Consider the following 23,736-nt stretch of genomic DNA (forward strand, 5'->3'; position numbering starts at 1 on the left):
CCACCGCCACCACCACCACCAGCACCAGAGGTTCTTAAAATTGTTGAAGATAAAAAAGAAATTAAGGAAGTTGAAATTCAATCTACAGAAACCAACCAAAAGGAAGAGGTTGTAAAAGCAGAAAAAGTAGTAGTAGCGAAAGAAGAAGAACCGGATGTTGATGTTCCCTTTGCTATTATTGAAGATGTGCCTTTGTTTCCAGGTTGCGAAAATGTGGCCAAAGAAAAGCGTAAAGATTGTTTTCAAGAAAAAATACAAGCTCACATCCGCAAAAACTTTTCTTATCCAGAGGCTGCTATTGATGCCGGTCATCAAGGTAAAGTATTTGTAAGTTTCGTAATTGAAAAAGACGGAAGTGTATCTATTGCAAATATGAGAGCTCCTTACCCAACTCTTGAAAAAGAAGCACAAAGAATTATGTCTAAACTTCCTAAAATGGTACCCGGAAAACAAAGAGGGAAACCAGTAAGGATGACTATGAGTATTCCAATTACTTTCAAATTAGATCAATAAAATTTAAAATCCGCTCAAATAAAGCGGATTTTTTTTTGGCATACTAATTGAAATGTCTCTATAATAACTAATCCTTTTATTATGAGAAATTTAGACCAGTATCCCAAAGTGAATCACAACGGAAAGCTTTATTTTCAAGTTGGACTTTTAGCTTCTTTAGTTTTAGCTTACCTTGTGATTGAAATGGAAACCCCTTCTAGATCTGTAGAAGTTCCGGATTCCCGCAGAATTGTTGATATTTCTGAAAAACCATTCCCGTCAAAGTTAATTGTTGAAACTAAAGAGGAGCCCAAGCCTAAAACAAATGAAGTTAAACCGAGAAAATTACCGGTGTTCCTAAATCAGGTTAAACCTACTTCAAATGACTCTCCTGATCCAGATCCCCAACAAACCGTTCCAATAGATGACTTGCCGGAAGATTTACCCCTAGAAACTACTCCTGTTTCTGCACCGGTAAAAACACCCGATTTTGTCGAAAAGTGGGCTTTGGAAGAAACACCTACTTTTCAAAAGTGTGCGGGTTTAAAAGGGGCAGAGCGTGAAGCTTGTTTTAGAGAACAAATGAGTAAATTTCTTTCGGCCAATTTGAATTATCCAGAAAGAGCCAGAGATAGGGGAGAACAAGGTTCTATTTTGGTAGAGTTTATTGTAGATACCGACGGTAAAATAACACAAGTAAAGCCTGCTTACAGCAAAGCCTTTGCATATGCCGATTTAGAAAAAGAAGCAATTCGAGTGGTTTCTAAACTTCCCAAATTGACCCCGGGCAAGCAAGCAGGAAAGCCCGTTAGAGTAAGATATACGGTGCCAATAACCTTTAAAATGGGTCAGTAAAATATTTTTGATATTCTTATCCCACTTCGGTGGGATTTTTTTATTTTTACACTATGGAAATTAAAAATTATTTAGACTCTACCTATTTAAAAACACCAGTTCAAGCAGGTTTGTCACCCGATGAAAATAAAGCCGTTGTGCAAAGTTTTATTCAAGAAGCCATAGACGAAAAGTTTAAATTGATTATGATTCGTCCCGACTATGTTTCCTTGGCTAAAGAAATGATTTCGGCCGCTGGCTCAAAAGTTTTGGTAGGAACGGTTATAGGTTTTCCGGAAGGAACGTACACTACACAAGAAAAATTGAACGAAGCTCACAAAGCCATTGAGGATGGTGTAGACGAATTGGATTTTGTATGTAATTACAAGGCTTTTCAAAATAAAGAAATTGAATTAGTCAAAACTGAAATCGTACAGTGTACTCAATTAGGACTGTCGAATCATAAAGTTGTGAAATGGATTATTGAAGTAGCAGCTTTAAACGACCAGGAAATTGTTCAGTTGTCTGCTTTAATAAAAAATACAGTTATAGCACATTTCAAAGAGGAATACTACCAAGATGTTTTTGTGAAATCGTCCACAGGATTTTATCAAACCGAAGCAGGAAAACCCAATGGAGCTACTTTTCCAAGTATCATTATGATGTTAGAAAACAGTTCGCCTTTACCAGTAAAAGCGGCTGGAGGTGTTCGTTCATATGATGAGGCAGTAGCCATGATAAATTTGGGTGTCAAGCGTATTGGTACATCTTCTGCCAAAGCCATCGCTAAAGGAGAATCCACAAACAACAATTACTAAATTCTACTGAATCACCATGAAAAACCGATTTGTTTTACTCTTATTTCTTTGTTTTCATTTTCTTTCGGCTCAAGAAAAACAAATCGAACAGTTTCCGGTATTCTCGGATTGTGAGAATTTAATAAATACTGATTTGGAACAGTGTTTTTATAAAAATGTTCAAAAACATATTTTTAAAGAATTTGCAATACCGGATAATGTGGTTCAATCCAATTACAAAGGTTCTTTTATTGTTCTTTTTGAGGTAAATCAAGATGGAGAATTTAAAGTACAGTATGTAGATGCCCCATTTTCAGAATTGGCAGATGAATCCAAAAGAGTTTTTAATTTATTGCCCAAAATAGCTCCACCTACCTATGCCGGAAAACCTACCTATTCGAGATATTCTATGCGAATTTCGATTCCTTTACAAAATCCGGATGCATTGAACGCAACACAAAGTAAAGAACCTTCAAAATCATCTCAATTCCAAAACGGCAATAAGGATTTAACAGAATATGAAGAGATTAAGTACGAAACATTTCAAAATCCACATTTCAAAAGTAATTTAAACATTCCGTTTTCACATAGCTTGTATGCTCAATTTGAATCTTCATTACAACAAATAGGTTCAAATAATCATACGGCCTCAAAACCGTTCACCTACACTGAAGTGGGAAAATATTTTGATTTTGAACAAAATAACTCCAAAATCAGTAAAGCTAAAGAAGGCTGGTGGGGAAGAAAATTTTGGAACGAACATTTGGTTTCCATTCAAGGCGATTCTTATTGGTTTACTGTTAATCCGATATTGGATTTAAGAATGGGAAAAAGCGATCCCGGTACTACAAGTTATACCTATCAAAACACTAGAGGAATTCAAATACAAGGCGGTTTAGGTTCTCAGTTGAACTTTACAACTTCTATTTACGAAAGTCAAGGGAGATTTGCAGATTACTACAATGCGTATGCCGAAAGTATTCGTCCTTCCGGTGGAAATCCGGCTATTATTCCGGGTATCGGTATTGCCAAAGAGTTCAAAACGGATGCCTACGATTTTCCTTTGGCAGAAGCCAATTTGACCTACACTCCCAATGCATTTATAAATCTTCAATTGGGATATGGAAGAAATTTTATTGGTGATGGGTATCGTTCATTGCTTATGAGTGATGGAGCAAGTCCTTATCCCAGTTTTAAAATCAATACAACTTTTTGGAAAATCAAATATACCAATACCTACATGTGGTTAAAAGATGTTCGGCCGGAAGTTACAGAAGATGGAACCTATGCTACTAAATATATGGCCAATCATTATTTAAGTTGGAATGTTAGTAAAAGACTGAACTTAGGTTTTTTTGAATCGGTTATTTGGACCAATACCAACGAAAGAGGTTTTGATGCAAGTTTTGTAAATCCCTTAATATTTTTCAGAACCGTTGAATTTACATCATCTTCCAAATCGGGGAATGCATTATTAGGTCTTACCAGTAAGTACAAATGGTCCAATCAAATGCATTTTTATGGACAGTTTTTATTGGATGAATTTGCTCTTAGCGATGTAAAAGCCGGAAATAGAAGTTGGAGAAATAAATTTGGATATCAAATTGGAGCCAAATATCTTAATGCTTTTTCGGTACCCAATTTGTTGCTGCAACTGGAGTACAATCACATTAGACCTTATGTGTATTCTCATAGCAATGCAATTACCAATTATGGCCACAACAATCAAAGTTTGGGACATCAATGGGGCGGAAATGCAAAAGAATGGGTTGGTATTGCCAGATATTTCAGAGGAAGATGGTTTGCCGATGCTAAATTAACTTATGGAGTAAGAGGTTTAGATTTTGACACCGAAGAAAATTCGTTTAATTTCGGTAGCAATATTTATAAAAATTACGATGAGAATAGACCTTTTGATGAAGGGGTGTCTGTTGGACAAGGAAATAAAACTACAATTATTATAGCCGACTTTCAATTGGGTTATGTTGTGAATCCAACTAGTAATTTGAAATTATTTGGGAATTTAATTTATAGAAATTTTGATCCTTCAGAAAACACCGTTACTACTTTCAAACAAAATACAACCTGGTTTTCAATAGGAATTCGTTCGGATTTATTTAATTGGTACTTTGATTACTAGATCATTTTTTGATTTGGATTGAGAATTAATCAAAAGATTTGAATTTAACATCATTTTTCTATTTTGTTGAATCCAATATAAGACTCCAAATTTGTATCTTTGCCCCTGTTTTCAAAACCAACTTGTGTTGAATACTATACCCAATGCGTTTTCGGTTAAAATACTTTACCGTGATTTCAAAGAAATCACAAAGGCCGGCTTGTCAATTAGTGTAGTTTTTTCATCCATTGCCGGATATTTTCTGGGAATCTTAGATTTAGCTTCGTTTAGTATTTCAACTTTACTTTTATTAATTATTGGAGGGTATTGTATGGTTGGGGCTTCAAATGCCTACAATCAAATCATAGAGAAAGACTTAGATCTTTTGATGGATAGAACCAAAAACAGACCCGTAGCTTCTGGTAGAATGTCGGTTACAACAGCTTTTTGGCTGGCTTCAATTTTAACTTTAGTAGGTTTAGTAATTTTGTATAGCATTAATCCTAAAACCGCAATGTTTGGGGCTATTTCCATTTTCTTGTATACCAGTGTATATACGCCTTTAAAAACAATTACACCTTTATCGGTTTTTGTAGGAGCTATACCGGGAGCTATACCTTTTATGTTGGGTTGGGTAGCTGCTACAAATGATTTTAGCCTAGAAGCAGGCACCTTGTTTCTGATACAATTTTTTTGGCAGTTTCCCCATTTTTGGGCTATTGGTTGGTTTTTGTATGACGATTACAAAAAAGCCGGTTTTTTCATGTTGCCAACTGGGAAAAAAGATAAATCTACAGCATTGCAAATCATTCTTTACACTATATGGTTGATCATTGCTTCCCTTTTGCCTGCACTTTTTCCCTACATGGGTATTGTAGGAAGTCGATTGTATCTTACGCCTTGGGCGGCAATAGGAGTTTTGATTTTAGGAATTTGGATGTTGTATTATGCCTTTAAATTGTATCATAAAAGAGATGCAATAAGTGCCAGGAAGCTTATGTTAGTTAGTGTTAGTTATATAACCTTATTGCAATTGATATATATTGCAGATAAATTTTTAAGATAGTATGGAAATGACGGTTCAAGAACACCAAGAAAGAAAAAACCAATCCTATAAGTTATTACTTTGGTTTGGGATGATAAGTATGGTCATGATGTTTGCCGGACTTACCAGTGCATTTGTGGTAAGTACATCAAGGAAAGATTGGTTAAAAGATTTCGAAATGCCACAAGCATTTGTCCTGAGTACGGTGGTTTTGATTTTTAGTAGTTTTACGTTTCATTTTGCTCTAACTTCTATTCGAAAGGATAACAGAAAAGCAACAACCTTAGCTCTTTTAGGGACTTTATTACTTGGAGCTTTATTTGTGATTTTGCAATTTTTGGGTTTCAATCAAATCATAGAAGCGGGCTATTTTTTTACTGGAAGTGAAAGTAATATTACAACATCTTTCCTTTATATCATTGTAGTTTTGCATATGGCACACCTTTTTGGGGGTGTTTTGGCTCTTTTAATCCTAATTTATAATCATTTTAAACAAAAATACAATTCTACTCAAACCCTTGGAATTGAGCTTGGTGCAATGTTTTGGCATTTTCTGGATTTCTTGTGGATTTTGTTGTTTTTATTTTTCTATTTTTACTAATAGAAAAAATATGTAAATTTGAAAACTTTTTAATTAATAACTATATATGGGAGCGACAGTTACGACTGAAGAAAAAATCTGGGACGGCGGAAATGAGCCAATGGGAGCAAGCTATGGCAAAATGATGATGTGGTTTTTTATTTTATCAGATGCTTTAACCTTTACAGGGTTTCTTGCAGCTTATGGTTTTTCAAGATACAAATTTATGGATAGTTGGCCAATTGCCGACGAAGTGTTCAATCACTTTCCATTCCTTCATGGTCAAGATTTGCCAATGCTTTATGTAGCATTAATGACATTTATCTTGATTTTCTCGTCGGTAACTATGGTACTTGCTGTAGATGCCGGACATCACATGAAAAAGTCTAAAGTAGCTTTCTACATGTTTTTAACCATTATAGGAGGTTTAATTTTCGTAGGCTCACAAGCTTGGGAATGGAAAAATTTTATCAAAGGAGAATATGGTGCTATTGAAACCAAAGGAGGAAGTATCATTCAGTTTGTAGACCAAGATGGAAAAAGAATTAAGGTTTCCGACTTTGCTCTTACACTGCCTAAAGATAGGGTTCAACATGAACGCAAAAACGGGATTTGGTTTTCAAAAGATGAAAGTTCATTGCCTACATATTCTGTAGCTGAGGTAGTTGAAGGTTTCAAAGCAAATCCAAATATTTTGGTTAGAACGCAAGAGTTTTATAAAGAATCAAATGATAAAAACGGAGTTCATCCTACATTAAATAAAGTAAGACACAAAACGATTCTTACCAGAGAAGAGTCTTTGGCCAAATTGAATGATGCTGTTCATGTTGTAGAAGGAGCAAATTTGGTTAGAAATGAATACGGTAATAAACAATTTGCAAACTTCTTTTTCTTTATAACCGGTTTTCACGGTTTCCACGTTTTTTCTGGTGTAGTAATTAATTTTATTATATTCTTAAACGTTATTTTAGGAACTTACGAGAAAAGACGTAGTTATGAAATGGTTGAGAAAGTTGGTTTATATTGGCACTTTGTAGATTTAGTTTGGGTATTCGTATTTACTTTCTTCTACTTAGTTTAATTTTTTAAAAAAGCATAAAAAATGGCACACGAACATAATTTAGCAATTTTCAGAGGAAAATTAAAATTCAAATCGAATGTACAAAAGATTTGGGGAGTGTTAATTTTTCTATCTATAGTTACAGCAATTGAAGTGGTTTTGGGGATTTATAAACCAGAGGTTTTAATGAACCGTTTTATGACTCCATTTGAAGGAGGTCTTGGTGCTACTTTAGGGAACATTCTTTTATCACCTATAATTTATTTAATTCCTTTGAATTTGATTTTCTTAGTTTTAACTATTGTTAAAGCCTATTACATTACTTGGGATTTCATGCACATGCGTGATGAAAAATCAAGTTTAAGAAGATCTGTAATCTGGTCGTTTGTATTTTTGGCTTTGTACATTGCCCTAATATTCTTACTAGAAGGAGATTATATTTATGAAGTATATAAGTCTTCGTTGATAAAATGGAATTTTTAACAACAAATTTGCTATAAAACAAGGGTACGCTTAGCGTACCTTTTTTTATTTTTGTATGCATTAAATTATTTCCAATGAAAAAGAATATCGTACTGTTTTCTTTATTTATTTTACCTATTGTAGCGTATCTTTTTTTTGCATCGGGTGTTCATAATTTTACCCATCTTCCTATAGTTACTACTTCAATTCCTGATTTATCAAATTGGAAATCTGTTAAAGGAGAAACGTTTTCACTACAAGACAAGATTACCATTTTGGGATTTCCCGGTTCAAAAGTACTCTACAATAAAGGAGATGCTTTTAATTTGAATCAAAAAATTTACGATAAAGTAAAAGATTTTAAGGATTTCCAATTGATTTATATTGCTCCAATTGGTACCGAGACCCAAACCGAACAAGTAAAAGAAGAGCTTTCCCGAATTTCCGACTTATCTAAGTGGAACTATATTTTTGCAACACCAGAGGAAATTCAAAATTATTATACTACTTTGAATTTGGTGGGTCAGTTAGATGAGAATTATGGTACTCCAAATGTTTATATAATAGATAAAGAGTTAAATCTTAGGGGTAGAAAAGGCGTAAATAAGAAAGGAGAGCCGGAATATAAAGAAGGTTACAATACCATATCTGCGGCCGACTTACATAACGAAATGGGAGACGATATTAAAATTATTTTGGCAGAATACCGTTTGGCACTCAAAAAGAATAGTGCCGACCGAAAAAAATAGAACATGAAAAACAAATCGTACATTGGAATTTCTTTCATAATTCTCATATTTGGAATCATATTCATTCCTAGAATTGTTTCCAGAATTTCAGCAGATGATGTAACCCGTATTGATAGACTTAATGTTTCCGGGGCTAAAGAAACATCCTCAGACTTATTGGTAGAAATTGGCAATGCTCCTCAATTTTCTCTTACCAATCAGGATGGAAAAACTATAACCGAAAAGGATTTTGAAGGGAAAGTTTATTTGGTTGAGTTTTTCTTCTCTACTTGTCCTACGATTTGTCCGGTAATGAATCAAAATATGGTAGAACTTCAAAATCATTTTGAAGGTGAATCAAACTTTGGAATTGCTTCTATTACCATAAATCCCGATTACGATAGTTCGCAAGTTCTTAAAGCACATGCTCAACATTTAGGTGTAAAAAATCCAAATTGGCATTTTTTAACCGGCGACAAAAAGTATATATATGATATAGCCAACAAAGGTTTTACTATTTTTGTAGGTGAAAATAAAGAAATGGATGGAGGTTTTGAACATTCCGGTTTGTTTGCATTGATTGATAAAAAAGGAAAAATCAGATGTAGAAAAGACAATTCCGGTAATCCTATTGTTTATTACAGTGGATTAAATTATTCGGATCCGGAAGGGTTTGAAGAAGATTTTTCGGGTCAATATAAGCCTGGAATTCAAGCTCTAAAACAAGATATTAAAGTACTTTTAAATGAATAACCATGGAAGATTTACCAAACGGTATTGTACCAAACACAATTGAAAAAAAGTTTAGACCTATAATAGTTGTATTATCTATAGCTATTCCAGTTGTTGTAGCTATTCTTTTTGGAGTAAAATTGAAAGATTATGGAATAAATGTACAGCCCTTATCTTTCTTGCCGCCTATTTACGCTTTTATAAACGGAATAACAGCTATGCTTTTAATACTGGCTGTTTATGCAATTAAGAAAGGAAATATAAAACTTCACAAAAGATTAATGATTTCTGCTTTGTGTTGTTCCGTATTGTTTTTGGTCATGTATGTTGCCTATCATATGACTTCAGATAGTACTCCTTATGGTGGACAAGGATTTTTGAGGTATTTGTATTTTTTCATTTTAATTTCTCATATTCTTTTGTCAATTGCTGTAATTCCGATGGTTTTAATAACATATGTTAAGGCTTTAGCCGAACGTTTTGATAGCCATAAGCGAATTGCCAAATATACTTTTCCGGTATGGTTGTATGTGGCAGTTACCGGAGTAATAGTTTATATGATGATTGCACCTTATTATGCGTACTAAATATTTTTTATCTTTTATTTTGTTTCTGATGGCTTTTTCTTCAAATGCCCAATGTGCCATGTGTAGAGCAGCCCTAGAAAGCGAAGGCGATAGCTCAAAGGCAGAGGCCATCAACAACGGAATTGTTTATCTAATGGCATTTCCCTACATAATGGTTGCCATTGTTTTTTATGTAGTTTACAAAATGAAATTTAAAAAAAAGTTATCGAAAGATTCTCAATAATCTCTTATTCCAAACCGTCAATAGTTACATTCACTTTTCCAGAAGATTTAATAAAAGCCAGAATGGCTTTATTTGTCAGTTGAATTTTTTCAAATTCAAATTCATTCAACACCCCGTTTACATAAACCCCTTTCATTGGAGAATAGTTTTTTAAATAGTTCAAAATATTTGATTTTCCCTCTTCTAAATTGGGTTTTAAAGAGTATCTGCAATTTTCTTGTATTTTCCTCAAGATATAACCCTGAGCAAGCCAGTTTGCCGATTTTAAAAGAAAACTTTTAGTGTCTAGTACATACTCTAATTTGTCAAAATATATTTCTTGCGTTTCTTCGTTGTATTGCGGGAATCCGGATAGATAGACGGTTCCATTTATACTTCCCATAAGGTCTAAAGCTATAATCATCTTCCCATTTTTATGCCAAAGATTCACTTGGTTAACTTTTACTTTACGTTTTCCGTCACCAAACTCTTGTCCTTTAAAGTTTTTAGTTATGAGTTCAGAGGCGTCTTTGTAGGTTGAAACAGCAATAATGTTGGCATTTATTTTATCGGGCATTTTACTTACCGGTTTCAAAATAATTTTTGAAGAGTCAAATCGCTTTTCAGGAGCTTTTCCTATAAGGGTTTCAATATTGCATTTTAAACCCATATCCATCGTGATGGCTTCTTGAGTTAAAATTGCATCTGTAACATATAATTCAATTGGAACAAGTCTTAACCAACTGGAATAGGTTTCACTCATCTCTACAGGTGTGGCCATTTTGTCTAAGGCCTCGAGTACTTGGGGTTTAAAATTGAGCGATTTTTTTATATTATCGTCTATAGTTTTCTCTATTTTGGATTTAAAAACCCGAATAGCCGGATTAATTAAGTAGGTGATGGGTACACTTTTCCCCGCAATAACCACTGTTGGACTTTCAATCCATTCTAACGATTTAATTCGGGTTTGAGATGAAAGTTGCCAATTGGTTAATCCAACATCACTAATTAAGGTTACCACTCCGTTTAAGTTAAACTCTTTACTATCATTTAAACTAAACCCCAATTTGTTAAAACCGTAATGATATTTAGCATTAATTTTCAAAGGTAAGACTGTTTTTAATCGGGTTGTTTTACCTTCTTTTTCGGTGCTAATTTGAATGGGAGCTTGTTTCCAAACTTTGATTTCTAAATTATCGTCTTGAGCAATAGTATCTGTATAAATCAAACCTTGCATTAATTTATTGGTTTGATTTTCAATGTCTTTTAATTTTATTTTTACAGGTAATGAAATAAAAGAAGTAGTGTTTTCATATACAACCGGCTCAGCATCGTCAGGTTCTGGTTTTAAAAGATTAATTTTGTTGGTTGTAGAACAGGAATTAAAAAAATAAACCAAAACTATTCCCAGAAGGATTCCATAACGTTTCATGATACTTTGACTTTCAAGATGTAAAAATACTTTATTTTATGATTTTTTGTAACACAAAATAAATTTATGCGTCAAATGAGCAATAAAATAGTAGTTTAAAAAACAGTTTTTTCTACTCAACCCAAAATACTTTACAATGACCCGATTCTTTTTTAAAATAGTTGTAGTTGTTTTTTCATTTGGAGTTTTTAATATGCAAGCTCAAAAGAAATGGACATTAGAAGAGTGTGTGAATTATGCTTTAGAAAATAATATTACTGTTAAAAATACAGGCTTTGATCTTGAAGTTGCCTCAGTTGAAAAATTGGCTGCATTGGGAGGTTTTATGCCTTTTGTAAACGCTTCTTCTTCTCATTCATGGAATGTGGGTTTAAATCAAAATATCACTACCGGTTTGTTAGAAAACCAAACAACTCAATTTACATCTGCCGGTTTAAATGTTGGTATAGATATTTATAACGGATTGCAAAATCAAAACAGATTACGTAGAGCCAATCTTGCCAAAGTTGCGGCTCAATATCAGTTTTTAAAAATTCAAGAAGATGTGGCTTTAAATGTAGCCAATGCTTTTTTGCAGATTTTATTTAATAAAGAGAATCAGAAAGTCCAAAAGCAGCAACTTGAAAACGATAAAAAACAATTGAATAGATCTCAAGAACTTTTTGATGCAGGTCTTATTCCCAAAGGGGATTTATTAGATATGAAAGCAACAGTCGTGGCAGATGAACAAAGGCTTGTGGTTGCAGAAAACACATTGCTACTATCTAAAATTAGTCTTGCACAGCTCTTGCAATTAAAAGATTTTAAAGATTTTGATATAGAAGACAGGGAATATGCCGTTGAGCAGAGTCCGTTATTATTGCAGACACCAAATGCTATTTATGAGAAAGCTAAAGAAACGCGAACTGAATTGAAAATTGCCAAATCGAATTTAGAAATAGCTCAAAAAGATTTGCAAATCGCAAAAGGAGCCTATCAGCCCAGATTACAAGGCTTTTACAGTTTTAGTACACGGGCTACCAGCTTGGAAAGAGTAACAGGTGTTTCATTAAATACAGATAATCCAACTTCAATTATTGGTTTTGTTGAAGGAACCAATCAAAACGTAGTTCAACCCAATTTTAATCCAATATTAGGTAAGGCTTTGCCTATATTAGATCAATTCGAAAATAATAAAGGTCAAAACTTTGGTTTTCAATTGACGGTACCTCTATTCAACGGATTTGCAACCCGAACAGCGGTACAAAGATCTAAAATAGCTTTGGAGCGATCAAAATTAGCCTATGAACAGGAAGAAGTTACCTTAGAACGAAATGTATACACCGCTTTTACAGATACGAAAGGAGCATTGAATGCCTATGAGTCTGCCTTAGCAACCTTAGAAGCCAGACAAGAAGCTTTTGCTTATGCACAAGAGCGGTTTAACGTAGGATTAATTAATTCATTTGAGTTCAATCAATCGCAAACGATATTGCAAAATGCACAATCCGAAGTGTTACGAACCAAATATGACTATATTTTTAGAACCAAAATATTAGAATTTTATTTCGGAATACCAATTATAAAAACACCATAAATCATGTCAAAAAAAACAGTATACATCCTATTATTAGTAGCTATTGCCATTATTGTAATCTTAGTTTCATTATCCAAAATGGGAGTGATAGGAAATAAAAACAAGGGTAAAGAAGTTGAAACTGCTGTTGTAACCGAAATGACTATAGTTGAAACGGTATCTGCAACCGGCAAAATTCAACCCGAAACTGAAATAAAAATTTCCTCTGAAGTTTCCGGTGAAATCATTGAATTACCGGTAAAGGAGGGACAGTTGGTTAAAAAAGGGCAGTTGTTGGTACGAATTAATCCCGATTTATATACTTCAAGTTTAAATCGTTCTTTAGCCGGGTTATCCAATACAAAAGCCGGATTAAGTCAGTCTGAAGCAACATTAAAAGAAGCTCAAGCTAATTTTAACCGCAATAAACCTTTATTTGAAAAAGGAGTAATATCAAAGTCTGAGTGGGATAGAATTGTTGCAGCTTATGAAACTGCACAAGCCTCAAAACAAGCGGCTTATTATGGAGTTCAAAGTGCATCGGCAACGGTAACCGAGGCCAAAGATAATTTGTCTAGAACCACAATATATGCTCCAGCAGATGGTACAATTTCTCTGCTTTCTGTGGAATTAGGCGAACGAGTTTTGGGAACCCAACAAATGGCCGGAACTGAAATTCTAAGAGTGGCCAATTTAAATAATATGGAAGTAGAAGTAGATGTGAATGAAAATGAAATTGTAAAGATAAATGTAGGTGATTCGGCAAATATTGAAGTAGATGCCTATTTGAAGAAACAATTTAAAGGTATTGTAACCAGTATATCCAATTCGGCCAGTAATGCAATTACGGCAGATCAAGTTACAAATTTCAAAGTTAAAGTTAGAATCCTTAAAGAATCTTATGCCGATTTGATTCAAGGTAAGCCCGAGAATTTTTCGCCATTTAGACCCGGTATGACTGCAACAGTTGATATTATTACTAAAAGGAAAGAAAAAGTATTGGCTGTTCCTATAAGCTCTGTGGTAATGAAAGCTGACACTTCGAGTGTGCAAAAAGTAGACCCAAAGATTTCCGGAAACACAGAAGCAGTAAAAATCGAGAAAAAGTTTGAGTGTGTTTTTGTGAAAAACGGAGACAAGGCTAAAATCCGAATTATTAAAACAGGGATCCAAGATGACTCTTATATTGAAGTTCTTGAAGGATTGTCTAAAAATGATGAAGTAATTATTGGACCTTATACAACAGTAACAAAAGATTTGAATTCCGGAGATGTGGTTTTTGTTAAGTCTGAATCAGATCAGGCCAAAGAGACCGTCAAGAAAGGAAAGTAAAACGGAGTTATAAAAAAGGGAAATTGTTTTAATTTTCCTTTTTTTATGTCTTAAATTTGCATTCAATCAGAAAAGCACAATGTATATACTTAATATTGAAACTTCAACTAAGAATTGTTCGGTAACGATTGCTTTTGAGGGGAAAGCACTTTCAACCAGAGAAATTGCAGATACAGGATATTCTCATGCCGAAAAATTACATGTCTTTATAGAAGAACTCATCACCCAAGAAGGGTTGCAATTTAAAGATTTGCATGCAGTAGCCGTTAGTAAAGGTCCGGGTTCATACACCGGTTTACGTATTGGGGTTTCTGCAGCAAAAGGTATTTGTTATGCTTTACAAATTCCCTTGTTAGCGGTTGATACTATGCGTATTTTGGCTCAACAAATTAAGGTTGATTCCGGCTATATTATTCCCATGCTTGATGCTCGAAGAATGGAAGTTTACGATGCGGTTTTTTCAGCCGAATTTGAGCAGATTCAAGTTGTCTCTGCAAAAGTATTACATGAAACTTCATATGCTGAATTTAAAGATAAGCCGGTATATTTTCTTGGAGATGCTTTAGAAAAGGCCCAAACCATTCTAAAACAGGATAACTTTGTTTTTTGCGAAATGAATAGGTATCCATCATCAAAACAAATGGCCCAAATAAGCTACCAAATGTATCAGAAATCTGATTTTGTAGATGTAGCTTATTTTGAGCCTTATTATTTGAAGGAATTTTATTTTGGTAAATAAAATTCGGTTTTACAATATTGAATCTAAGAAAACAACAAGTTTAATTAAGTCTTCTTCTTTTGATAATGAGATTTTATTGTTTTTTATAAAATCGTTTAATTCTTTTTCTTTACCGGGAACAAGTTTTTCTAAATCCTTTTTCTTTTTGGGTAATAGTTGAGCGGCCGCTTCTCCAATTCTGTAATAATATTCAGGTTCCATTTTTTTAAAACGGGCCGGGCGGTATTGTTCATAACTATTACTGGGTTGAGAAGCGGGTTCCAGAATAATGCGTTCTCTTTTCAAAAGATTGAATTTTGTATTTTTCTTGATTAGGTTTAGATATCCTGTTTGTGTGGCATTTTCTTTGTCAACATAATCAACATAAACGTAATTATTTTTTGAATCTTCTGAAGAAATTGTTATTTCTTTGTTCGGTTTTAAAACACCTTCGTCTTTTACTTCAATTTTGTCTGTAAAAGCATTGTATCTAGCTAGGAATGGTCTGTCAAAATCAGGAGTATTAACCATAAAAAATCCTTCGTTTACATATTGAGAACCTTCTGCATTTTTGGTTTGATTCTGTTTCTCTCGTAAAAGGTTGTCTGTAACTCGGTTTAATTCTCTAATTCCAACTTGTTGGGCAAAAAAGGTGTGACAAGTAAAAAATACTGCGGTTAAAAGAAAGGATTTAAATTTCATAGGTTTATTTAAAGTTTTAAGATTTAATATGAACGTCCCGTTGAGGAAAAGGTATTACTATTCCGTTAGTATCAAAATTGGTTTTAATTTGTTCCAGTATATCAGAACGCATTACAAAAAAGTCTTCAATATTTGCCCAAGGCCTTACAGCAAGATTAATGGAACTGTCTGCAAGTTCTCTAACCAATACCATCGGAGCAGGGTCTTTCAGAACCATGGGGTGGGCCATCATTACATTTAAAGCAATTTCTTTGGCTTTCTTAATGTCTGATCCATAACTAATTCCAATAGTTAAATCGGCTCTACGTGTTGTTGCAAAGCTGAAATTGATTATGGTGCCGTTGGATAAAGAACCATTGGGAACAAATATGGTTTGATTATCTACAGTAGATAATTGGGTAACAAATATTTGAATTTGTCTTACGGTTCCAGATACGCCTTGAGCTTCAATAAAATCACCAACTTTAAAAGGTTTAAACATGATTATTAGAACTCCACCGGCAAAATTGGATAGAGATCCTTGTAAAGAAAGTCCAATGGCAAGTCCGGCAGCACCTATAATCGCAACAAATGATGAATTTTCTACACCTAATCGGGAAATAACAGTAACAAAAAGTAAGATTTTGAGAGTCCAAATGAGAATATCTGCCAAAAATTTGGATAGAGTTGGCTCCATCTCACGTTTTGTCATTATACCCACAATTATTTTTTTGATAAATTTAATGGTCCACCATCCAATTAAAAATAGAAGTGCAGCCGAAAATAATCTTGGCGAATAATCTCTCAATACAGTAGAAATGTATTCCCAATAATTTGTGAGTATATCGGTATTGATACTTATAAAATTCATAAAAAAAGCCTTAATTATTAATGTAATTAAGGCCTGCAAGTTAAATTTAATTGTGAGAAAAAAGATTAAAAAAAACATAAATTTTTCTTAATCTGCATTTTCATCAGAGGGCTTTTGATAGGTTTTAAAATCGGTTGATTCATCTGCAGAATCGTCTTCTTCAAATTTATTTTTTGGTGCGGTGTAGTTGTGAACGTTATCACGAATAGTGTCAATAGTGTTTTCAACGGCAGCACTTGCTTTATCGGTTAATTCTGATAAAGTTTCCTTGACGTTTTCGGCTACTTGTTCAGCTTTTTCAATTACTTCCGGAGCTTTTTCTTTAGCTGTTTCCTTTACTTTTTCTAAAGTGGTTTCTGCTTTAGCAACCGCTTCAGACAGATTGCTTTTTGTGGTGTCTAAAAGTTCTTCTGCTTTATTCACGGTTTCTTTTGTGGTTTCTTTGGCTGTTCCAAATAGATTTTTTAAAAAATTTCCAATTCCCATGTCTTTTTATTTTTAGGTTTGTTCCTCAAATTTACAATTTTCTTTTTATTCTCTTAATACTTTCATTGCCAAATGAATGTCTTCAATAGGTAACATACATGTTTTATTTTGACAAATGTAAACGCTAGTTTTTGCAGTATTGAGTTTGTCTTTTAAAAACGGGATACTGCTTGAGTCAATTTGGCCTGATACTATACAGTTTGGTAAGTATTGGGCATTAATTTGAGTAATCCATTCTAAGGCATTGGGTCCGCAAACTGCAATTTCTTTTCTGAAATTCTCTGTCAGTTGATAGGCCATAAACCAATTGCTGTAGGCCGATGCATAGTCTGCATTTGGAATTACTTTTGAAATCATTTGTTGAGCCAATTTTTCATAATACGAATTGTTGTAATATACACTAAGTTTTAGTAGGGCATGAGTTAAGACTGAATTTGAAGAAGGAATAACATTATCTTCTATCTCATAATGTGGGACAATGGGCTTGGGTTCTGTGTTGGAAATAAATCTGAAAAACTCCTTTTTTTCATCATAAAAATGATCAATACAATAATCCATAAGATTTTTGGAGTGGTGTACCCAGCTTTCATTTAAAGTACATTCATAAAGCGAACAAAAACCTAAAATAACATGAGCATAATCTTCCAAGAAGCCATTTATTTTGGCTGTATCGTTGGTGAAAATGTGAAATAAGTTTCCGTTTGAACTCCACAAATAACGAGTTATAAATTCACCGTTTTGGATGGCTAAGTCTAAATATCTTTTATCTCCTATAGCTTTAAAGGCGTCTGTTAAACCTAAGAGCACTATGGCATTCCATGATGTAATACATTTGTTGTCCAATCTGGGTTTGCTTCTTTTATGACGTTCGTGAAGCAGAATTTTTTCCCATTCCTCTTTTTTTTGAGTTAACTCATTTAAACTAATTTGGTGTTTTAATGCTATTTGGTTTAAAGGTTGATTTTGTATTAAAACATATTTAGAGTCTTCCCAATGTCCAAAATCATTGATATTAAATACATCAGTAAACAAATGGAAGTCTTTAGAAAATAGGGTAATTAACTGAGCTTTTTCCCAAACATAATAAGCTCCTTCTTCTAATTCATTATCTGGATTCAAACTATCAGCATCCAATGCAGAATAGAATCCACCTTTGTTATTTAGCCAATTGTTTTCAATGAAAGAAATGGTTTTAATTACTACATTTTTGTAAAGTTCATTAGAAGTTCTTTTATATGCTAAAGCATAAAGACTCAGAAGTTGACCGTTGTCATAAGCCATTTTTTCAAAGTGAGGAATGTGCCATTTTAGGTCTACTGCATATCGACAAAAGCCACCGGCTACAGTATCAAAAATTCCTCCGTATGCCATTTTGGTTAAAGTCAAGTCAACATGGTCCAAATAGAGTTTGTTGCCCTCAAAAGTACCATACTGCATTAAAAATTGGAGGGAGTTGGGCATCATAAACTTTGGACTTCTCGCGTTTCCTCCAAATTCCTTATCAAAACTTTTTTCCCATTTAAATAAAAGTTGATTTAGGTGATCTGAGTTCGTTTCTTTTTGGGGAGTATTTAAGATTAGATCATCTAAGTGTCCTATTCCTTGGGTCAATTTTTCGGCATATTCTTCAACTTTTTCTCTGTTATTGGTATACAAATGAATCAGTTGTTCCAAAGTTTCACACCATTCGTCTTTTTTAAAGTAGGTTCCGCCCCAAATGGGTCTTCCGTCAGGAAGGCATACTACATTTAAAGGCCAACCGCCTCTTCCGGTCATGATCTGAACAGCTTTCATGTAAATGGCGTCAATATCAGGTCTTTCCTCACGGTCAACTTTGATACTTATGTAGCTAGTGTTCATGATTTTTGCAACATGCTGGTCTTCAAATGTTTCGTGCTCCATAACATGGCACCAATGGCACGCAGAATAACCGATGCTGACAACTACAAGTTTGTTTGAATTTTGTGCAATATGAAGTTGTTCATTGCTCCATGATTTCCAGTGTATCGGATTTGAAGCATGTTGAAGCAAATATGGGCTTGATTCAAGATGAAGAGTGTTTGCCATTTTTTCACTAAAAATAATGAATTTTAGTCTTGTGGACTTATAAACTATTGTAGTTATTTCCACATTGGATTTAAAAATACTGAATACAATTGATTTTCAATGGAGTGTGTTTAAAGAAGTGGCATGCTTTTAAATTGATAACATTAACTTAACATTCGTTTGAAATAGTTGATAGAATTTTGCATTGTTAAACTTATACAATTTTATGGAACAAATTTATGTAGTAATGTTATTTGTTTTGGGACTATTAGCATTACTTGATTTAGTTGTTGGGGTGAGTAATGATGCGGTTAATTTTCTCAACTCAGCCATAGGTTCTAAGGCAGTTTCATTTAAGACAATCATGATTGTTGCCAGTTTGGGAGTAGCCGTTGGAGCTTTGTTCTCAAGTGGTATGATGGAAATTGCAAGAAGTGGGATATTTGTTCCGTCTATGTTTAGCTTTAATGATGTAATGATCATCTTTTTAGCGGTAATGATTACTGATATTTTGCTGTTGGATGTTTTCAATTCAATGGGCTTGCCAACTTCTACAACAGTATCCATTATATTTGAATTGTTAGGTGCGGCAGTTTGTTTGGCATTGTATCATATTTATGTTTCAGAGGATAGCAATCAATCATTAAGTACCTATATCAATACCAAAAAAGCTTCGGAAATTGTATTTAGTATTTTACTTTCGGTAGCCTTATCCTTCGGATTGGGAAGTTTTGTGCAGTATATCTCAAGATTGTTGTTTACATTTCATTATGAAAAAAGACTCAAATATTTTGGAGCTATCTTTGGAGGATTAGCTATAACAGCTATAACTTTTTTCATCTTGATTAAAGGTTTGAAAGGCGTTTCTTTTATAAAACCTGAGACCTATGATTGGATACAATCGCATCAAAGTTTAATTATACTTGTTAATTTTACATTCTTCACGGTTCTCTCACAAATTTTGTCAACTTTTTTCAAGGTTAATATTTTAAGAGTCATAATTATTGTGGGCACATTTGCCTTGGCCTTGGCTTTTGCAGGAAACGATTTGGTTAATTTTATCGGGGTGCCAATTGCGGCTTTTAACTCTTACGAGATTTTTGTTGCATCCGGATTAAATGGAGATCAACTTATGATGGGTGATTTGGCCAATGATAAAATTGTAGCTCCTTTTTATTTTTTGGCTTTGGCCGGAGTGGTTATGGTTATAACGCTTTGGTTTTCTAAAAAAGCAAGAAGTGTAATAGAGACCGGAGTAAATTTATCACGTCAAGGTGATGGAGTGGAGAAATTTGCTCCCAATACATTATCTCGATTTATTGTGCGTTCCGGAGTATATTTAGGACAAGCTATAAATTATTTCTTACCTCAGTCTATTCAACTTAAGATTGACAAACAATTTGAGAAACCTGAAATTAAAGGCAAAAAGAAAAAAGATGAACCGGCTTTTGATATGATTCGAGCTTCTGTAAATCTTATGATTGCCAGTATTTTAATTTCTATCGGAACTTCTTTAAAATTACCTTTATCAACTACTTATGTTACCTTTATGGTGGCAATGGGTACTTCGTTTGCAGACAGAGCATGGGATAGAGAAAGTGCAGTTTACCGTGTAGCGGGTGTGTTTAATGTAATTGGCGGATGGTTTGTCACAGCCTTAGTAGCCTTTTTAGGAGCTTTTATTATGGCATTCATTCTAAAGGTTGGTGAAGTGTATGCATTTATTGGGTTATTAGTTCTATTGGCCATTATTCTGTACAGAAGTGCTCGTAGACATACCAAAAAGAAGAAAGAAGAAGAAGAACTGATTAAACTTAGAAGAGAAGATATCGTTACCATTAACGAAATCATAAACGAAAGTTCCGATCAAATTTCAAGAGTTATCGGAACTACCAATAAAGTTTACAGCGATGTTATTGATAACTTAGGCTTACAAGATTTGGCTAAGTTGAAAGAAAATAAAAAGGCTCTGAAAAAACTTGAAAAAGAGGTAGATGAGTTGAAAAGTAATGTCTATTATTTTATCAAAAATTTAGATGAAACTTCGGTAGAAGCCAGTAAGTTTTATATTATGATTTTAGGCTATCTGCAAGATATGATTCAATCCTTGAGTTTTATTACACAAAATAGTTTTTCTCACGTAAATAACAATCACAAGCAATTAAAATTCAATCAGATTCGCGATTTAAAAAGTGTAGATCAAGATTTGCAAAAGCTTTTTGATAGCATCGAAACCATTTTTGAAAAGAAATCTTTTGATAAACTTGACGATTTGATTAAAGAGAAAAACCACATACTAGAAACAGTTTCAGATTTAATCCAAAAACAAATTACCCGTATTCGAACTGTAGAAACAAGTCCAAAAAACAGTAAACTTTATTTTGGTTTACTTCTTGAAACAAACGACTTGATTAAAGCGACTATGAATCTTTTAGAATTGTTTAAGGAATTTAATATTCATGTGAAAAATAAGAAATAACAAGATTTTCACTAATCAAAAATGCCCCAAAAAGTTAAACTATTTGGGGCATTTTTAGGGTATTAGTATGTGCTTTTACGCTAGTGCTTCTACCTTTATTTCGCTGTCATTTAGCATTTCCTTGAGCATGTTTTCTATCCCGTTTTTCAAAGTAAATGTAGAAGAAGGACAGCCATTACAAGCTCCCTGTAAAATAACTTTTACTTTTTTGGATTCAGAATCAAAAGAATCAAACAGAATATTACCTCCATCAGCTTGAACAGCAGGTTTTACATATTCCTCTAAAATATTTACAATTTGTTGCGAAGTGGTGTCCAAATGCTCAAAGTTGGATACTTCTTGTTTTTCTTGTTTTGAAATATTTTTTAATTTCGTTTCATCGATTATCTCTCCGCCGTTTTCAATATATTCTTTGATGAAAATTCGAATTTCATTTGAAATTTCCTGCCATGAAGCAGATTCAAATTTGGTTACAGATATGTAATTTTCATCCATAAAAATTTCTTTCACAAATGGAAATTTAAACAATTCAAAAGCTAACTTGGAAGCCGAAGTTTCGTCAATATTTTTGAATTCAACCATTTTTGAAGTAAGTAATTTATTGGCTACAAACTTTAAAACTGCTGGGTTAGGTGTGGTTTCTGCATAAATAGTTATCGGGTTTTTTTTAGAAGTTTCTTCAGATACGACTAATATGGGTTTTTGAGAAGTCCAATAATCTTCCATCAATTGAAGAACCTCTTCTTTTACATCATACCATTCAACTATGTTGTAACGTTCTATTGCAATAAAATTTCCGGATATATATACCGTTTTAACAAAGGGTAAATAGAAAAGTTTTTGAGCCAAAGGACTTGAGCTAGCTTCATCTATATTTTTGAATTCATAACTTTTATTTTTGGTTATAAAATCAGGAAATTCAAATTTTAAAATAGCAGGATTTTGAGTTTCTTTGAGTGTTATATTCATGGATATAGCTTTTTTTCTACAAATTTAACAAAGTTATTTTACTCAATTGGTTATATTTGAATTTTTAATTTTTATTAACAATTAGTGTTTCTGCTTCAGAGCATAGAATTTTCAACCTAATGAAAAAAAAAATACTCTCACTCTTTTTTGTTTTCTACTGTATTTGCTCTCATGGTCAATTGATCGTAAATAATACAGCTCAAACTCCGGCACAATTAGTTCAAAGTGTTTTGCTTGGCGATGGGGTAACCGTGTCTAATATAACATTTAACGGTAGTGCTTTGAATGCTTCTCAGGTTAGAGATCAAGTTGGCTTTTTTTCTACAGGAGTAAACCCGACCAATCTAGGTTTAGATTCTGGAATAATTTTAGCAACCGGAAATGCTCAAGTTGCAGTTGGCCCCAATAATGCCAATGGAGCTACCAATGCAGCAGCAAATCCAATAGCGGGTGACCCTGACTTAGCTGCTTTGGCATCAGGGAATATTCGTAATGTTGCTATATTAGAATTCGATTTTGTACCTACCGGAACGGATTTGAGTTTTAGATTCGTTTTTGGCTCAGAAGAATATCCGGAATATGTAGATGATACTTTTAATGATGTTTTTGGTTTCTTTCTAAGCGGACCCGGAATTACAGGCCCCTATTCTGGTGGTGCTATCAATATCGCCCTAGTACCTTTTACGTCTATTCCAATTGCAATAAATAATGTTAATGGGGGTTACGCTCCCGGATGTCCAACAGTTTTACCCGGTGGAGCCAACTCTCTTTATTATGTTAATAATTGTGGTGGTGCTACCATTCAATACGATGGGTTTACCACAGATATTACTGCTAGAGCCGAAGTACAATGTGGACAAACTTATCACATTAAGTTGGCAATAGCCAATGTTGTAGATAATTTGTTTGATTCGGCTGTGTTTATTCAAGCCAATAGTTTTGGTTCTAATCCTGTAGATTTAGGAGCAGATCTTGTAGAATCTGGCGGTAATGCTTTATGTGAAGGTCAAACGGTTGACTTAGATACTACATTTGATCCCTCTATTATTCATGAGTGGTATTTGGATGGAGTGTTAATACCCGGAGAAACAGGGCCAACTTATACGGTTACCGAAGGCGGTACTTATACTGTAATTGCTTATCCATTCGGAAATGCATGTCCGGTTACAGATTCTATTTTTATTGAGTATTACCCTCCTTTACCTGTAAATGAACCTATAGATCTTATCAATTGTGAAGGAGATAATATCTATAATTTAACTCAAAATGATCTAGTGGTTCTGGGTAATTTGGGTAATTTTGGTTATACTATTGATTACGCCCTAAGTTCCGATGACGGCTTAAATGGAATTTTCATAACTAATCCTACTGCTTATCCGAGCTTGTTTTCCGGTCAAACAGTTTATGCCATTGTTTTCAATACTGCAAGTGGTAATGAGTGTTCTCGTGTTCTTCCATTCCAATTAATTTCTATTCCATGCGGATTAAACCCACAACCCACTCCATTATTTGCTTGTGATGATCTATCT

23 protein-coding genes are annotated in these 23,736 nt (G+C 33.7%); 17 read left to right on the plus strand and 6 right to left on the minus strand.

Annotated features, from left to right (window positions below):
- The 12 genes from V7M80_RS12635 to V7M80_RS12690 all read left to right on the plus strand — a co-directional run.
- Positions 1–513: energy transducer TonB (locus V7M80_RS12635; RefSeq protein ID WP_333696660.1), on the plus strand; the 513-nt coding region annotated here is incomplete at its 5' end.
- Between the two features lie 81 nt (positions 514–594).
- Complete coding sequence (locus tag V7M80_RS12640) at positions 595–1,347, plus strand: energy transducer TonB (RefSeq protein ID WP_333696662.1); 753 nt, start codon at positions 595–597, stop codon at positions 1,345–1,347.
- A gap of 53 nt (positions 1,348–1,400) precedes the next feature.
- On the plus strand, positions 1,401–2,144 hold the full coding sequence (gene deoC / locus V7M80_RS12645; RefSeq protein WP_333696664.1) for a deoxyribose-phosphate aldolase: 744 nt from the start codon (positions 1,401–1,403) through the stop codon (positions 2,142–2,144).
- Positions 2,145–2,160: 16 nt separating this feature from the next.
- A complete protein-coding gene (locus tag V7M80_RS12650; RefSeq protein WP_333696665.1) occupies positions 2,161–4,263 on the plus strand; it encodes a gliding motility protein RemB in 2,103 nt (700 codons plus the stop codon).
- 127 nt (positions 4,264–4,390) lie between these two features.
- Complete coding sequence (gene cyoE, locus V7M80_RS12655) at positions 4,391–5,308, plus strand: heme o synthase (RefSeq protein WP_333696666.1); 918 nt, start codon at positions 4,391–4,393, stop codon at positions 5,306–5,308.
- 1 nt (position 5,309) lies between these two features.
- Positions 5,310–5,888 (plus strand): cytochrome c oxidase subunit 3, encoded by a 579-nt coding sequence (locus V7M80_RS12660; protein WP_333696668.1) that lies wholly within the window; start codon positions 5,310–5,312, stop codon positions 5,886–5,888.
- A 46-nt stretch (positions 5,889–5,934) separates the two neighbouring features.
- Positions 5,935–6,948 (plus strand): cytochrome c oxidase subunit 3, encoded by a 1,014-nt coding sequence (locus tag V7M80_RS12665; RefSeq protein WP_333696670.1) that lies wholly within the window; start codon positions 5,935–5,937, stop codon positions 6,946–6,948.
- 21 nt (positions 6,949–6,969) lie between these two features.
- A complete protein-coding gene (locus V7M80_RS12670; protein WP_333696671.1) occupies positions 6,970–7,410 on the plus strand; it encodes a cytochrome C oxidase subunit IV family protein in 441 nt (146 codons plus the stop codon).
- A gap of 74 nt (positions 7,411–7,484) precedes the next feature.
- Positions 7,485–8,138: a hypothetical protein gene (locus V7M80_RS12675; protein ID WP_333696672.1), complete on the plus strand. Its 654-nt coding sequence runs from the start codon at positions 7,485–7,487 to the stop codon at positions 8,136–8,138.
- A gap of 3 nt (positions 8,139–8,141) precedes the next feature.
- The gene (locus V7M80_RS12680) at positions 8,142–8,870 is read left to right on the plus strand and encodes an SCO family protein (RefSeq protein ID WP_333696673.1); all 729 of its coding nucleotides are present in this window, start codon (positions 8,142–8,144) and stop codon (positions 8,868–8,870) included.
- Positions 8,871–8,872: 2 nt separating this feature from the next.
- On the plus strand, positions 8,873–9,436 hold the full coding sequence (locus V7M80_RS12685) for a DUF420 domain-containing protein (RefSeq protein ID WP_333696674.1): 564 nt from the start codon (positions 8,873–8,875) through the stop codon (positions 9,434–9,436).
- Between the two features lie 28 nt (positions 9,437–9,464).
- Positions 9,465–9,659, plus strand: a complete 195-nt coding sequence (locus V7M80_RS12690) for a hypothetical protein (RefSeq protein WP_333696675.1) — start codon at positions 9,465–9,467, stop codon at positions 9,657–9,659.
- Positions 9,660–9,663: 4 nt separating this feature from the next.
- Here the strand turns inward: V7M80_RS12690 and V7M80_RS12695 are convergent, their stop codons facing one another.
- On the minus strand, positions 9,664–11,070 hold the full coding sequence (locus V7M80_RS12695; RefSeq protein ID WP_333696676.1) for a DUF4403 family protein: 1,407 nt from the start codon (positions 11,068–11,070) through the stop codon (positions 9,664–9,666).
- A gap of 136 nt (positions 11,071–11,206) precedes the next feature.
- Here V7M80_RS12695 and V7M80_RS12700 point away from each other — a divergent pair, with 136 nt between their 5' ends.
- From V7M80_RS12700 to tsaB, 3 genes are all read left to right on the plus strand, one after another.
- Positions 11,207–12,646: a TolC family protein gene (locus V7M80_RS12700; protein ID WP_333696678.1), complete on the plus strand. Its 1,440-nt coding sequence runs from the start codon at positions 11,207–11,209 to the stop codon at positions 12,644–12,646.
- A 3-nt stretch (positions 12,647–12,649) separates the two neighbouring features.
- A complete protein-coding gene (locus V7M80_RS12705) occupies positions 12,650–13,957 on the plus strand; it encodes an efflux RND transporter periplasmic adaptor subunit (protein WP_333696680.1) in 1,308 nt (435 codons plus the stop codon).
- A 79-nt stretch (positions 13,958–14,036) separates the two neighbouring features.
- The gene (gene tsaB, locus V7M80_RS12710) at positions 14,037–14,696 is read left to right on the plus strand and encodes a tRNA (adenosine(37)-N6)-threonylcarbamoyltransferase complex dimerization subunit type 1 TsaB (RefSeq protein ID WP_333696682.1); all 660 of its coding nucleotides are present in this window, start codon (positions 14,037–14,039) and stop codon (positions 14,694–14,696) included.
- 9 nt (positions 14,697–14,705) lie between these two features.
- Here the strand turns inward: tsaB and V7M80_RS12715 are convergent, their stop codons facing one another.
- The 4 genes from V7M80_RS12715 to V7M80_RS12730 all read right to left on the minus strand — a co-directional run bounded on the left by V7M80_RS12715 (position 14,706) and on the right by V7M80_RS12730 (position 18,780).
- A complete protein-coding gene (locus V7M80_RS12715) occupies positions 14,706–15,377 on the minus strand; it encodes a hypothetical protein (RefSeq protein ID WP_333696684.1) in 672 nt (223 codons plus the stop codon).
- 16 nt (positions 15,378–15,393) lie between these two features.
- Positions 15,394–16,227 (minus strand): mechanosensitive ion channel family protein, encoded by an 834-nt coding sequence (locus V7M80_RS12720; protein WP_333696686.1) that lies wholly within the window; start codon positions 16,225–16,227, stop codon positions 15,394–15,396.
- 87 nt (positions 16,228–16,314) lie between these two features.
- Positions 16,315–16,713: a YtxH domain-containing protein gene (locus V7M80_RS12725; protein WP_333696688.1), complete on the minus strand. Its 399-nt coding sequence runs from the start codon at positions 16,711–16,713 to the stop codon at positions 16,315–16,317.
- A gap of 45 nt (positions 16,714–16,758) precedes the next feature.
- Positions 16,759–18,780, minus strand: coding sequence for a thioredoxin domain-containing protein (locus V7M80_RS12730; RefSeq protein ID WP_333696690.1), 2,022 nt, complete (start codon positions 18,778–18,780; stop codon positions 16,759–16,761).
- Positions 18,781–18,985: 205 nt separating this feature from the next.
- Between V7M80_RS12730 and V7M80_RS12735 the strand changes: the two genes are divergently transcribed.
- Positions 18,986–21,238: an inorganic phosphate transporter gene (locus V7M80_RS12735; RefSeq protein WP_333696691.1), complete on the plus strand. Its 2,253-nt coding sequence runs from the start codon at positions 18,986–18,988 to the stop codon at positions 21,236–21,238.
- Positions 21,239–21,313: 75 nt separating this feature from the next.
- Here V7M80_RS12735 and V7M80_RS12740 read toward each other — a convergent pair whose 3' ends face one another.
- Positions 21,314–22,207: a NifU family protein gene (locus tag V7M80_RS12740; RefSeq protein ID WP_333696692.1), complete on the minus strand. Its 894-nt coding sequence runs from the start codon at positions 22,205–22,207 to the stop codon at positions 21,314–21,316.
- Positions 22,208–22,326: 119 nt separating this feature from the next.
- On the opposite strand from V7M80_RS12740, the gene V7M80_RS12745 reads away from it, so the two are divergent.
- Positions 22,327–23,736, plus strand: a 1,410-nt coding sequence (locus V7M80_RS12745) for a choice-of-anchor L domain-containing protein (RefSeq protein ID WP_333696694.1), incomplete at its 3' end; no start/stop codon positions are given.

The sequence above is a fragment of the Flavobacterium sp. genome, assembly GCF_036759525.1.
GTDB lineage: Bacteria > Bacteroidota > Bacteroidia > Flavobacteriales > Flavobacteriaceae > Flavobacterium.